Annotated in this window: 11 protein-coding genes; 5 read left to right on the top strand and 6 right to left on the bottom strand. The window is 35.6% G+C overall.

The features are described from left to right. Positions 1-212: 212 nt before the first annotated feature. From gyrA to dnaA, 6 genes are all read right to left on the bottom strand, one after another. On the bottom strand, positions 213-2,684 hold the full coding sequence (gyrA, locus tag BAQ44_RS00455) for a DNA gyrase subunit A (protein ID WP_071720182.1): 2,472 nt from the start codon (positions 2,682-2,684) through the stop codon (positions 213-215). An 88-nt stretch (positions 2,685-2,772) separates the two neighbouring features. Continuing rightward, positions 2,773-4,695: a DNA topoisomerase (ATP-hydrolyzing) subunit B gene (gene gyrB, locus BAQ44_RS00460; RefSeq protein WP_061679590.1), complete on the bottom strand. Its 1,923-nt coding sequence runs from the start codon at positions 4,693-4,695 to the stop codon at positions 2,773-2,775. 38 nt (positions 4,696-4,733) lie between these two features. Then, complete coding sequence (recF, locus tag BAQ44_RS00465) at positions 4,734-5,861, bottom strand: DNA replication/repair protein RecF (protein WP_000470743.1); 1,128 nt, start codon at positions 5,859-5,861, stop codon at positions 4,734-4,736. Between the two features lie 12 nt (positions 5,862-5,873). Continuing rightward, positions 5,874-6,086 (bottom strand): ribosome maturation protein RlbA, encoded by a 213-nt coding sequence (yaaA, locus tag BAQ44_RS00470; RefSeq protein WP_000821366.1) that lies wholly within the window; start codon positions 6,084-6,086, stop codon positions 5,874-5,876. 127 nt (positions 6,087-6,213) lie between these two features. After that, positions 6,214-7,353 (bottom strand): DNA polymerase III subunit beta, encoded by a 1,140-nt coding sequence (dnaN, locus tag BAQ44_RS00475; RefSeq protein WP_001212888.1) that lies wholly within the window; start codon positions 7,351-7,353, stop codon positions 6,214-6,216. Positions 7,354-7,531: 178 nt separating this feature from the next. Further along, positions 7,532-8,872, bottom strand: a complete 1,341-nt coding sequence (gene dnaA, locus BAQ44_RS00480; RefSeq protein ID WP_016085337.1) for a chromosomal replication initiator protein DnaA — start codon at positions 8,870-8,872, stop codon at positions 7,532-7,534. 565 nt (positions 8,873-9,437) lie between these two features. On the opposite strand from dnaA, the gene rpmH reads away from it, so the two are divergent. The 5 genes from rpmH to mnmE all read left to right on the top strand — a co-directional run bounded on the left by rpmH (position 9,438) and on the right by mnmE (position 13,033). Next, the gene (gene rpmH / locus BAQ44_RS00485) at positions 9,438-9,572 is read left to right on the top strand and encodes a 50S ribosomal protein L34 (RefSeq protein ID WP_000831901.1); all 135 of its coding nucleotides are present in this window, start codon (positions 9,438-9,440) and stop codon (positions 9,570-9,572) included. Positions 9,573-9,648: 76 nt separating this feature from the next. Further along, positions 9,649-9,996, top strand: a complete 348-nt coding sequence (rnpA, locus tag BAQ44_RS00490; RefSeq protein WP_000750813.1) for a ribonuclease P protein component — start codon at positions 9,649-9,651, stop codon at positions 9,994-9,996. Positions 9,997-10,048: 52 nt separating this feature from the next. Next, positions 10,049-10,816: a YidC family membrane integrase SpoIIIJ gene (gene spoIIIJ, locus BAQ44_RS00495; protein ID WP_061679591.1), complete on the top strand. Its 768-nt coding sequence runs from the start codon at positions 10,049-10,051 to the stop codon at positions 10,814-10,816. Further along, positions 10,813-11,430, top strand: coding sequence for an RNA-binding cell elongation regulator Jag/EloR (jag, locus tag BAQ44_RS00500; RefSeq protein WP_061679592.1), 618 nt, complete (start codon positions 10,813-10,815; stop codon positions 11,428-11,430). The genes spoIIIJ and jag overlap by 4 nt, the downstream gene beginning before the upstream one ends. 226 nt (positions 11,431-11,656) lie before the next feature. Then, positions 11,657-13,033, top strand: coding sequence for a tRNA uridine-5-carboxymethylaminomethyl(34) synthesis GTPase MnmE (gene mnmE, locus BAQ44_RS00505; RefSeq protein WP_000393765.1), 1,377 nt, complete (start codon positions 11,657-11,659; stop codon positions 13,031-13,033). The last annotated feature ends 34 nt before the right edge of the window (positions 13,034-13,067 follow it).

Genomic DNA, 13,067 nt, shown 5'->3' on the forward strand with positions numbered 1-13,067 from the left:
TGACGTTTCACGTTGTTTGTTTCGTTTAGTTTTCAAAGTTCAACATCGCGTTTCAGCGACTTTTATAATATATCATAGTATATTATTTTCGTCAACAAGTTTTTTAAGATAATTTGTATCCCTCATTTGCTGACTCTGCCTATTATATAGAGTTTTCTATTGCTATGCAAGTATTATTATAAAAAAAATAAGAGGAGGAAAAATCCCCCCTCTTATTCTTCAGAAGAAACCTCTTCATTAGATTCCTCTTCTTCATCCTTTTGTGCTTTTGCTACCGTCGCTACCTCTTGCTCATCCTCTAAACGAATTAGACGAACACCTTGTGTATTACGTCCCATTTGAGAGATTTGATCAACTGGCATACGAATAATAACACCCGCCGCCGTAATTAACATGATGTCTTCTTCACCTGTTACAGATTTAACAGCTACTAACTTACCGTTTTTATCTGTAATATTACAAGTCTTCAGACCTTTACCACCACGGCTTTGTAGACGGTATTCATCAATTGGTGTACGTTTTCCATAACCATTTTTGGTTACAATTAGAACATTTACATCCTCTTCGACGATTTCCATGCCTACAACTTGATCTTCGTCACCTAATGTAATTGCTTTTACACCGGCAGCGTTACGTCCCATAGAACGTACATCTTGCTCGTTAAAGCGAATTAGCATACCGTTGCTTGTTCCTACAATAATATCCTTATCGCCAGATGTTAAACGCACAGATATTACTTCATCCTCTTCACGAAGAGAGATTGCAATTAAACCATTCGTACGTATATTCGCAAATGATGAAAGTGGCGTTCTCTTAGAAATACCTTGTTTTGTTGTGAAGAATAAGAATTCATCGTCACCAAATTCACGAATTGGAATAATGGCGTTAATCCATTCACCCTTATCTACACCTAATAAGTTAATAATAGGTATACCTTTTGCTGTACGACTATACTCTGGGATTTCATATCCTTTCGTACGGTATACTTTCCCTTTATTAGTAAAGAATAAAATGTGATCATGCGTAGAAGTAGTTAATAAATGTTCTACGAAATCGTCATCATTCGTTCCCATTCCTTGTACACCACGTCCACCACGGTTCTGTGTTTTGTACGTAGAAGCTGGCAGCCTCTTAATATAACCATTATGCGTTAACGTAATAGCAATGTTTTGCTCTGGAATCAAATCTTCATCTTCAATAAATTCCATGCCGCCAATTGTAATTTCTGTTCGTCTCTTATCATTGAAGCGCTCTTTTACTTCCGTTAATTCTTCACGAATAATCTCAAGAACTTTCTCTTCATCTGCTAAGATTGCTTTTAATTCAGCGATTAACTTCATTAAGTCTTGATATTCTTGCTCAATTTTTTCACGTTCTAATCCTGTTAAACGTTGCAGGCGCATATCTAAAATTGCTTGCGCTTGTTTCTCACTTAAACCGAAACGTTCCATTAAGCCTTGCTTTGCAATATCTGCTGTTTTCGAACTACGAATTAACGTAATAACTTCATCAAGATGATCTAGAGCAATTCTTAATCCTTCTAAAATATGAGCACGAGCCTCTGCTTTTTCTAATTCATAAGCAGTACGTCGACGAATTACTACCTTCTGATGCTCCAAGTAATGATATAAATTTTGTTTTAAATTCAATACTTGTGGCTCTCCATTTACAAGAGACAACATATTAATACCGAAACTTGTTTGAAGTGCTGTATGTTTATATAGATTATTTAATAGTACATTGGCATTAGCATCACGGCGTACTTCCATAACAATACGCATACCGTTTCGATCTGACTCATCACGTAAATCCGTAATACCTTCAATTTTCTTGTCACGAACTAATTCTGCGATTTTTTCAATTAATCGCGCCTTATTAACTTGATAAGGTAGTTCAGTTATGAGAATAGATTGTTTACCATTTGACTTTTCTTCAATTTCAACTTTAGCTCGAAGCATAATAGAGCCTCTACCTGTTTCATACGCTCTTCGAATCCCACTTCGTCCCAAAATTAAACCTGCTGTTGGAAAATCTGGTCCTGGAATAAACTCCATTAATTCCGCAATCGTAATATCAGGATTATGGCTTAATGCCAATACACCATCGATTACTTCACCGAGTTGATGCGGCGGGATATTTGTTGCCATACCAACCGCAATACCCGTCGTACCGTTCACTAATAAATTAGGGAAACGCGCCGGCAATACAATTGGCTCTCTTTCAGAACCATCATAGTTATCTTGATAATCAATCGTGTTTTTTGAAATATCACGTATTAATTCCATAGAAATCTTAGACATTCTTGCTTCTGTATAACGCATTGCTGCTGCTGAATCGCCATCAACAGAACCAAAGTTACCATGCCCATCAACAAGCATATAACGCTGACTAAAATCTTGCGCCATACGTACCATCGTCTCGTAAACAGCTGAATCACCGTGAGGGTGATACTTACCGATTACTTCACCGACAATACGCGCTGATTTCTTATACGCTTTATCAGCTGTAATTCCTAAATCATTCATCGCATATAAAACCCTACGATGCACAGGTTTTAATCCATCACGAACATCTGGTAATGCACGAGATACGATAACACTCATTGCGTAATCTAAAAACGAAGTACGCATTTCATGACTAATATTAATTTCTCGAATTCGTGCTTGTTGTTGATTGTCTGACATCAACGAGCACCTCCTCTTACATTTCCGTTACACATACATTGATTTATATGTAGAAGACAGGAATACTTAGATTCCTGTCATTACCCATTTAAATATCAAGGTTTTTCACGTATTTTGCATTTTCTTGGATAAAGTTACGACGTGGCTCTACTTTATCTCCCATTAAAATTTCAAATGTTTCATCCGCTTCAATTGCATCTTGAAGAGAGACTTGAAGTAATGAACGTACTTCTGGGTCCATTGTCGTCTCCCATAACTGAGTTGGATTCATTTCCCCTAGACCTTTATAACGCTGAATACCTGGCTTAGGTTGAGCTGGTAATTCCGCTAAGATTTTTTCAAGTTCCTTATCGTTGTAAGCATATTGAATTTTCTTACCTTGTTGTACTTTAAATAAAGGTGGTTGTGCGATATATATATAACCACACTCAATTATTTGACGCATATAACGATAGAAGAACGTTAATAATAGGGTACGAATATGCGCACCATCAACATCGGCATCGGTCATAATAATAACTTTATGATAGCGTGCTTTTTCAATATCGAAGTCTCCGCCGATATTTGTGCCGATCGCTGTAATAATTGTACGAACTTCATCATTTGATAAAATCTTATCTAAACGTGCCTTTTCAACATTAATAATTTTACCCTTCAATGGTAAAATTGCTTGGAAATGACGATCGCGCCCTTGTTTCGCAGAACCACCCGCAGAGTCACCCTCTACGATATAAATTTCACTAATTGCTGGATCTTTAGAAGAACAGTCTGCTAATTTCCCTGGTAAACTTGAAACTTCTAAAGCACTCTTTCGGCGAGTTAATTCACGAGCCTTTTTAGCTGCTACACGCGCACGGGCTGCCATAGTCCCTTTATCGATAATTTTACGCGCAACATTGGGATTTTCCAGTAAGAACTTTTCAAATGCCTCTGAGAACACTGACTCTGTAATCGTTCTTGCTTCACTATTTCCAAGTTTCGTCTTCGTTTGTCCTTCGAATTGCGGATTTGGATGTTTAATTGACACAATTGCCGTTAAACCTTCACGAACATCTTCACCAGTTAAATTACTATCCGCATCTTTTAAAATATTATTTTTACGACCATAATCGTTGATCACACGAGTTAAGGCTGTTTTAAATCCTACCTCATGTGTACCACCTTCATACGTATGGATATTATTTGTAAATGAGTAAATATGATTTGTATATCCTTCGTTATATTGAAGCGCGACTTCAACTTGAATGCCATCTTTTGACCCTTCTACATATACAGGTTCTTCATGAATTGGCTGTTTTGAACGATTTAAATGTTCAACATATGATTTAATTCCACCTTCATAATGGAATTCTTTCTTCTGTTTATGTTCACGTTTATCTTCAATTGTTAATTTAATATTACGATTTAAAAATGCTAATTCGCGCATACGAGTTGCTAACGTATCAAATTCGTATACGATTGTTTCCTGAAAAATTTCTGGATCTGGTTTAAATCGAGTTATCGTCCCTGTTTGATCTGTATCACCAATGACTTTTAAATCCGCAACCGGAATACCTCGTTCGTATTTTTGATAATGGATTTTTCCTTCACGATGTACAAATACCTCCAGTTCTGTTGATAGAGCATTTACTACAGATGCCCCAACACCATGCAAACCACCAGAAACTTTATAACCGCCACCGCCAAACTTACCACCAGCATGGAGAACAGTCATTATAACTTCTACAGCAGGACGTCCCATTTTTTCTTGTATACCAACTGGAATACCACGTCCATTATCCGTTACAAGAATACTATTATCTTCTTCGATACTAACGTTAATTTCATCACAATACCCTGCAAGTGCTTCATCAATACTATTATCGACGATTTCCCAAACAAGATGGTGAAGTCCTTTTCCGCTCGTAGATCCAATATACATCCCAGGGCGTTTTCGAACCGCTTCTAATCCTTCAAGTACCTGTATCTGACTTTCATCATATGAGTTTTCTTCCATTTGCTTTTGTTCCATTGACACAAAGATCACCTACTTTTCCATTTAAATAGGGATTACGCCCTATCTATTTCACAATCTACCGTGCCGTTCGTTACATGAATTGTTTTCGCTTCTTTTAATGTTTCGTGTTCAATTCCGTCGACACTCGTCGTTGTCACAAATGTTTGCACTTTTCCTTGAATTGTATTTAACAGATGCGATTGACGATAATCATCTAATTCTGATAATACATCATCCAATAAAAGAATCGGATATTCCTTAACTTCTGAGTAAATCAATTCAATTTCAGCTAATTTTAGGGACAGTGCGGTCGTTCGTTGTTGTCCTTGCGAACCAAAGACTTGAACATTTTTACTATTAACGAAGAATTGTAAATCATCACGATGAGGACCAATTAAAGTCGTACCACGGAAAATCTCACGTTGTTTCACAGATTGAAAATTTTCATAGTATACTTCTTTTATTTTCGACAAATCCATTGATTCTGATACATCTACACTTGGTTTATAGACAATTTCTAATTCTTCTAATCCACGGCTTATACCGCGATGAATTGGAGCTGCCCATTCTTGTAGTAAATGCAAAAACTCAAACCGTTTTTGCAATATTTTTGCACCATGCTCAATAAGCTGAAGTGTAAATACATCCAACATCGTTTCCTCATTCTTACTATTCCCTTGCATTTTTTTCAGCAAGTGATTTCGTTGCGTGAGCACCTTTTGATATTGACTCAATTCATACAAATAAACTGGGGCTATTTGTCCTAATTCCATATCTAAAAAGCGTCTTCTTACTTGAGGGCTTCCTTTTACAAGATTTAAATCTTCTGGGGCAAACATGACAACATTCATCATGCCAATATATTGACTCAATTTTTGTTGTTCAAGTTGATTTAATTTTGCCTTTTTACCTTTTTTCGAAATATTTAATTCCAAAGACAAAGAACTATTTCTCTTTTGTAATTTCCCTTTAATTTGACCGAAATCTTCATCCCAACGGATAAGCTCGCGATCATTAGAGGTTCTATGAGATTTCGCCATCGCTAAAACGTAAATAGCTTCCATCAAATTCGTTTTCCCTTGCGCGTTTTCACCGATAATCACATTCACTTTATCTTCAAAGGAAAGCTCTAACTTTTCATAATTGCGATAGTTTTTCAACTGTATTTCTGAAATAAACAAAGGGCTCCCCCTTTATGCCTGAACTTGGAAACTTCCGCTTCCTGGAATTTCAATAATATCGTTCGCATATAATTTGCGACCTCTTCTATTTTCAAGTTCTTGATTCACGTACACTTCATATTCTTGTAAAAACCATTTTACAGCGCCACCTGTATCAATTACATCGGCTAACTTTAAAAATTGTCCTAGTGTAATATACTCTGTTGAAATTTTAATACGTTTCATAAAATCGCTCACTTTCTGAAAGTGTTCATTCTTTCATTGTACTAAATAAACTAACATTAGGAAAGTAATACCCAAAAATCAAATAAGGGCTACTAGTATCTGAAAACTAGCAACCCTTACTTCTTACTTAGTAAGTACGAACCGGTAAAATTAATTGAATAATGGACTCATCATTTACTGTGCGAATTAAGAATGGTCTCATTGCGCCAGTAAAGCTAATTTTAATTTCAGTACTATCTAAAGCTTTTAGTGCATCCATCATATATTTTGCACTAAAAGATATTTTTAATTCTTCCCCATCTACTTTTTCACATTGAACTTCTTCTACTACTTTCCCGATTTCTGGTGAATTCGAAGAAATTTCTAGCATTTCTTGTTCTAAAGTTGATAATTTCACAACATTATTACGACCATCCCTTGCTAATAGAGATGCACGATCAATTGCTTGTAAAAATTCTTTTGTATTTACAAAAATATCTGTTTTACTTTCCGCTGGAATTAAACGAGTTGTATCAGGGTAATTCCCTTCTAACAATCTTGAGAAGAATAATAAATGCTTTGTACGGAATAATACTTGATACTCCGTAATAACGATATCTACCATTTCTTCAGACTCATCTAGAATTTTGCTTAATTCATTTAAGCTTTTACCTGGAATAACAACATTCGCTTGAAATTCATCTGCGATTCCTTCGATTTTTGCTTTTCGAAGAGCTAACCTGTGGCTATCTGTAGCAATACAAGTTAGTTCGCTGTTATATACTTTCCAGTTTACACCTGTCAAGATCGGTCTTGTTTCAGAAGTGGAAACTGCAAATACCGTTTGTCTGATCATATGTTTCAGTAAATCTGTTGGAATCTTAAAAACATGATGTTCTTCAATTTGTGGTAACAATGGATATTCAGCAGAATCTAAACCATTTAAATTAAACTCTGATTTTCCAGAAGTTATTTTTGTCATAAAATGATTTTCCACAGAAATTTCGACAGTCTCTTTAGGTAATTTTTTTACAATCTCACTAAAATATTTTGCTTGTAAAATAATACTTCCTGATTGCGCTACTTCTACGATTTCTTTTCCATCGTCTTCAACTGGGATAAAGGATTCAATTGAAATATCAGCATCGCTTCCTGTTAACGTAACGCCTTCTTCCGTAGCGACAATTTTAATTCCTGTAAGGATCGGAATTGTTGTACGAGAAGAAACAGCCTTCATTACATCTTGTACACTTCTTACAAGATAGTCTTTTTGTATTGTAAAACGCATAAAGAAAAACCTCCGGTAAGTATAAGATTTTATTTAATTAATAAAGATAAAAAATAGTAGTAATAGTAATAGGGCTTGTGGATATGTGGATAACCCCGTTAAAGGATGTAAAAACAGTCTATCTACATGTGGATAGACTGTGCGTAAAACAAGGTAAGTTATTCACACTATTCAGCTACTACTTTAAAATATCGTTAATTTCTTCAACTTGCTTTTGTAATTGCGTATCCGTTTTAAGCAGCTTAGAAATTTTTTCATGTGCATGGATAACTGTTGTATGATCACGTCCACCAAATTCTTCACCTATTTTAGGTAAGGAGGAGTCTGTAAGTTCGCGTGATAAATACATTGCAATTTGGCGAGGGAAAGCAACTGATTTTGTTCGCTTTTTCGCCTTGAAATCTTCTAATTTTATTTGATAAACATCCCCAACAGCCTTTTGAATATCATAAATGGAGATAATTTTTGGTTTAGAATTTGGAATAATATCTTTAAGTGCTTCAGCTGCTAAATCAGCATTAATATCTTTGTTAATTAAAGATGAATAGGCTACAACTCGGATGAGTGCACCTTCTAGTTCACGAATATTTGAATCAATTTGATTTGCAATATAAAGCATAACCTCATTTGGTATATCGAGTCCTTCAGCCTTTGCTTTTTTACGTAAAATTGCAATTCGTGTTTCTAAATCTGGTGGCGTAATATCCGTAATGAGTCCCCATTCAAAGCGAGAACGAAGACGGTCTTCTAAAGTTGGAATTTCTTTTGGTGGCCGATCACTTGAAATTACAATTTGTTTACTTTCTTCGTGTAATGCATTGAATGTATGGAAAAACTCTTCTTGAGTTTGTTCTTTTCCTGCTAGAAATTGAATATCATCTATCAATAAAACATCTACATTACGGTATTTATTACGAAAATCGACCGCTTTATTATCACGAATAGAATTAATGAATTCATTTGTAAATTTTTCTGATGATAAATATACAACCTTCGCGTTTGGGTTATGTTCAATTACATAATGACCAATTGCATGCATTAAATGGGTCTTTCCGAGTCCAACTCCCCCGTAAATAAAGAGGGGATTATATGCTTTAGCTGGCGCTTCGGCTACGGCCAATGAAGCAGCGTGAGCAAAACGATTACCAGAGCCAATAACAAATGTATCAAACGTATATTTTGGATTTAGCATGCTCTGCGGTAAATGATTAGAATCATCTTGTGCTGAATTTGGTTTAGAAGGAGGAAGATCAATCTCCTCTTCAGCTTGACTTTGGGGAATAATAAAGCGAATAGCTAATTTTGCCCCCGTTAAATCGTAAAGTGTTTCCGAAATTAGCTCTGAATAATGAGATTCTAACCAATCACGAGCGAATTCATTTGGAGCCGTAATTGTTAATACGTCTTTCTTTAAATTATGCGCGGTTGTTGACTTTAACCATGTTTCATAACTTGGCTTACTGACCTTTTTTTCTAGTTCTTTTAAGGCACTGTTCCATAAATCAGAGATGTTTTCCAAAGGTGTCCCTCCTTTACTAAGATGGTAAAAGAATAAGGTTGCGCAACAAATGTACAACCTAAATAAATATAAAATGTATATTTATACGAAACGTATTTTAAAACCTAAAAACGTCGTTTGTATATGAGATAGGGTTTTCGACAAAAAAAGCACATGTGGATAATCATTTACCCACATGTGATTAAAACTGTCCACATGTTATACACAAATTGTGGATAAGATAAAGATGTGGAAAACTTATTCAAAGTGAAAACACAACTATAATATCAAAAAAAAGTAGCTATAGCAATGAATTTCAGAAAGTTATCCACAAAATCAATACCTTGTGGAATAAACTTGTCCACAACACGATATACTGTGTAAAAGTGCGAAAAAGATTTGTGGATATAAAAAACAAGAAAAAACATTTATCCACAAGGAAATATAGGGTCTGTGAAAAAGTATGTGAATAGGTTCAAAATGAATATTTGATGAAAATTTCGAGAACCATTGACATTTTCCTAGTTGATTAACTATAATTTATAGGACTGTCTTTAACAGATATTCCTCAGGGAGGTGTCATATAATGAAAAGAACTTACCAACCAAATAAACGTAAGCGCAGCAAAGTACATGGTTTCCGCAGCCGTATGAGCACAGCGAACGGACGTAAAGTGCTAGCAGCTCGTCGTCGTAAAGGAAGAAAAGTATTATCTGCGTAGACCACTGATCGTTCAGTGGTCTTTTTTTCTAATAATAGTGAATTTCCACTGATGAACTACAGGAGTGTCAATTGATATGAAGAAAACACATCGTATAAAAAAGAATGATGAATTCCAGACGGTTTTTCAAAAAGGAAAATCGAATGCGAATCGTCAGCTTGTTGTCTATCAACTAGATAAGGCAGAGCAGCCAAACTTTCGTATTGGTCTTTCTGTCAGCAAAAAAATAGGAAATGCAGTAGTGCGTAACCGAATTAAACGTATGATTCGCCAGTCAATCACAGAATTAAAAGATGAGATAGATTCTGGAAAAGATTTTGTTATAATAGCAAGGAAGCCTTGTGCAGAGATGACATATGAAGAATTAAAGAAAAGCTTAATTCATGTCTTTAAACGCTCTGGTATGAAAAGAATAAAAAAGTAGCGTAAGGAAATGAATTACACTATATACATACCGAAACAAGGAGGAGCAGGCTTTGAAAAAGAAAATAGGTTTACTAGCCATGGTTATTGCATTAATGGCAATTGCTACTGGCTGTAGTGAAGTGAATCAGCCGATTACGCCGAAAAGTACTGGAATTTGGAATGAATATTTCGTATATCCGCTTTCTCAGTTAATTACGTATTTTGCCAACTTATTTGGTAGTAATTATGGTTTAGCAATCGTCGTTACAACGCTTATCATTCGTTTTGCATTATTACCATTAATGATTAAACAAACGAAGAGTACGAAAGCAATGCAAGCGTTACAACCAGAAATGGTGAAGTTAAAAGAGAAATATAGTTCTAAAGATCAAGCAACACAGCAAAAACTACAACAAGAAATGATGCAGTTATATCAAAAAAATGGTGTAAATCCATTAGCAGGATGTTTACCAATCTTTGTTCAGATGCCTATTTTATTCGCTTTTTACCATGCGATTATGAGAACAGCAGAAATTAGTAAGCATACATTCTTATGGTTCGACTTAGGGCAGGCAGATCCGTTCTATATCTTACCGGTTGTTGCGGCAATTACGACATTTATTCAGCAAAAGCTTGCAATGGCAGGAACAGCTGGTCAAAATCCGCAAATGGCAATGATGATTTGGCTTATGCCAATTATGATTTTAGTCTTTGCAATTAACTTCCCAGCTGCATTATCACTTTACTGGGTTGTTGGTAATATCTTTGGTATCGCTCAAATGTACTTGATCAAGGGGCCAGAAATTAAGGCTAGTAAGGCAGGAGGATCAAGCAAGTGAGTGTAATTACTGCTAAAGGACAAACAGTCGAGCTGGCAGTACAAGATGCTTTAAGACAATTAAATGTTTCAAAAGACCGAGTAGATATAAATATTATCGATGAAGGTAAAAGAGGGTTCCTAGGTTTATTTGGGAATCGACCTGCAGTAGTAGAAGTTGTATTGAAGAAAGATCCGATTCAAGAATGTGAAGAATATTTAAAAAATGTGATTCACGATATGGGTGTGGAAGCTGAGATTAGTAAAATTGTAAAAGGACGCGAAGTTGAATTTACAATTTCTGGCGAAAATATAGGTGTTTTGATTGGGAAAAGAGGAAACACCTTGAATTCTTTGCAGTATTTAACAAAACTTGTGGCGAATCGTAATACGAAACAGTATATTGGCATCACACTAGATGCTGAAAATTATCGTAGTAAAAGAAAAGGTACATTAGAGGCCCTTTCTTATCGATTAGCAAAACAAGTAGTAAATACGAAAAAAAGGGTTGTGTTGGAGCCTATGCCATCTTTTGAACGAAAGATTATCCATCAAGCATTATCTAATCATCAAAATATCATTACAACTTCTGAAGGGAAAGAACCACATCGACATGTTGTAATATCTTCCAAGTGACCGGTTACTCAATTGAGTGCCGGTTTTTTTGAGCGGAAAATAGGTGTGGATAACTAAAAAACACTAAACTTATCCACTGTGAATAAGTTTAGTGTTTTTTACATGAGGACATAATAAAATGAGTTATTATTCTTTTGTAGATAGGTTCGTTATGGTATTCTAATAATTTAGTGAAGAAAATAATCATGTTGAAATAGAGATAAATAAGCAAGTGAGGTGAAAGGACATGGAATTTGATACAATTGCTGCGATTTCCACAGCGCTTGGAGAGGGTGCAATTGCCATTGTTCGAGTAAGTGGGGATGATGCGGTTGAAAAAGTTAATCGTATTTTTAAAGGGAAGGATTTAACAGAGGTTCCTTCTCACACAATTCATTATGGTCATATTGTTGATTTAGATACAAATCAGGTTATTGAAGAAGTGATGGTGTCTATTCTGCGTGCGCCAAGGACTTTTACACGTGAAAATATAGTAGAAATTAACTGTCACGGTGGACTTGTTTCGGTAAACAAAGTGTTGCAGCTTATTTTAGCGCAAGGAGTACGATTAGCGGAGCCTGGTGAATTTACGAAACGTGCTTTTTTAAATGGCCGTATTGATTTATCACAAGCAGAAGCTGTTATGGACTTAATCCGTGCAAAAACAGATCGTGCAATGAACGTAGCAATTAATCAAATGGAAGGACGATTATCTAAATTGATCGGCCGTCTGCGTCAGGACATATTAGAAACGTTAGCTCATGTTGAGGTAAACATAGATTACCCGGAATATGATGATGTGGAAGAAATGACACATAATATTTTAATTGAGAAAGCTACACATGTTCGTGCCGAAATTGCAAAAATATTAGAAACATCGAAGCAAGGAAAAATTTTACGTGAAGGTATTGCTACTGCAATCATCGGTAGACCTAACGTTGGGAAGTCATCGCTATTAAATAGTCTCGTTCAGGAGAAAAAGGCAATTGTAACTGATATTGCAGGAACAACTCGTGATGTTATTGAAGAGTACGTTAATGTGCGTGGTGTACCACTTAAACTTATAGATACAGCCGGAATTCGTGAAACAGAAGATGTTGTTGAAAGAATCGGTGTAGAGCGTTCAAAAGAAATGATGAGCCAAGCTGATTTAGTTTTAGTTGTCGTTAATTATAGCGAGGCTTTAACGAATGAGGATGAAGATCTATTCCGTGCCGTACAAGGAAAAGATTTCATTGTTATTGTAAATAAGACTGATTTACCGCAAACAATTGATATGGAACGCGTTACAGAATTGGCAGCGGGAAATCGTGTTATTACAACATCGTTAATTGAGGAACAAGGAATAGATGAGCTTGAAAAGGCAATAGCTGATTTATTCTTTGAAGGAGCAATCGATTCTGCAGATGTGACATATGTTTCTAATGCAAGACATATTGGATTATTAACACAAGCAGGAAAAACAATTGGAGATGCGATTGAGGCGATAGAAAATGGTGTTCCAATTGATATGGTGCAAATTGATTTAACAAGAACGTGGGAAATACTTGGTGAAATTACTGGTGATACGGTCCATGAAAGCCTAATTGACCAGCTGTTCTCTCAATTTTGTTTAGGAAAATAACATAGTGATGTTTTAGAAAGATAGAGATTATTAG

Origin of the sequence: Bacillus mobilis, assembly GCF_001884045.1 — a bacterium.
In the GTDB taxonomy this organism is placed as follows: Bacteria; Bacillota; Bacilli; order Bacillales; family Bacillaceae_G; genus Bacillus_A; species Bacillus_A mobilis.

What these genes read in the sequence shown, in the direction of transcription:
- gyrA (WP_071720182.1), bottom strand. Translation starts at nt 2,684, where the DNA reads ATGTCAGACAATCAACAACAAGCACGAATTCGAGAAATTAATATTAGT.
- gyrB (WP_061679590.1), bottom strand. Translation starts at nt 4,695, where the DNA reads ATGGAACAAAAGCAAATGGAAGAAAACTCATATGATGAAAGTCAGATA.
- yaaA (WP_000821366.1), bottom strand. Translation starts at nt 6,086, where the DNA reads ATGAAACGTATTAAAATTTCAACAGAGTATATTACACTAGGACAATTT.
- dnaN (WP_001212888.1), bottom strand. Translation starts at nt 7,353, where the DNA reads ATGCGTTTTACAATACAAAAAGACTATCTTGTAAGAAGTGTACAAGAT.
- rpmH (WP_000831901.1), top strand. Translation starts at nt 9,438, where the DNA reads ATGAAAAGAACTTACCAACCAAATAAACGTAAGCGCAGCAAAGTACAT.
- rnpA (WP_000750813.1), top strand. Translation starts at nt 9,649, where the DNA reads ATGAAGAAAACACATCGTATAAAAAAGAATGATGAATTCCAGACGGTT.
- mnmE (WP_000393765.1), top strand. Translation starts at nt 11,657, where the DNA reads ATGGAATTTGATACAATTGCTGCGATTTCCACAGCGCTTGGAGAGGGT.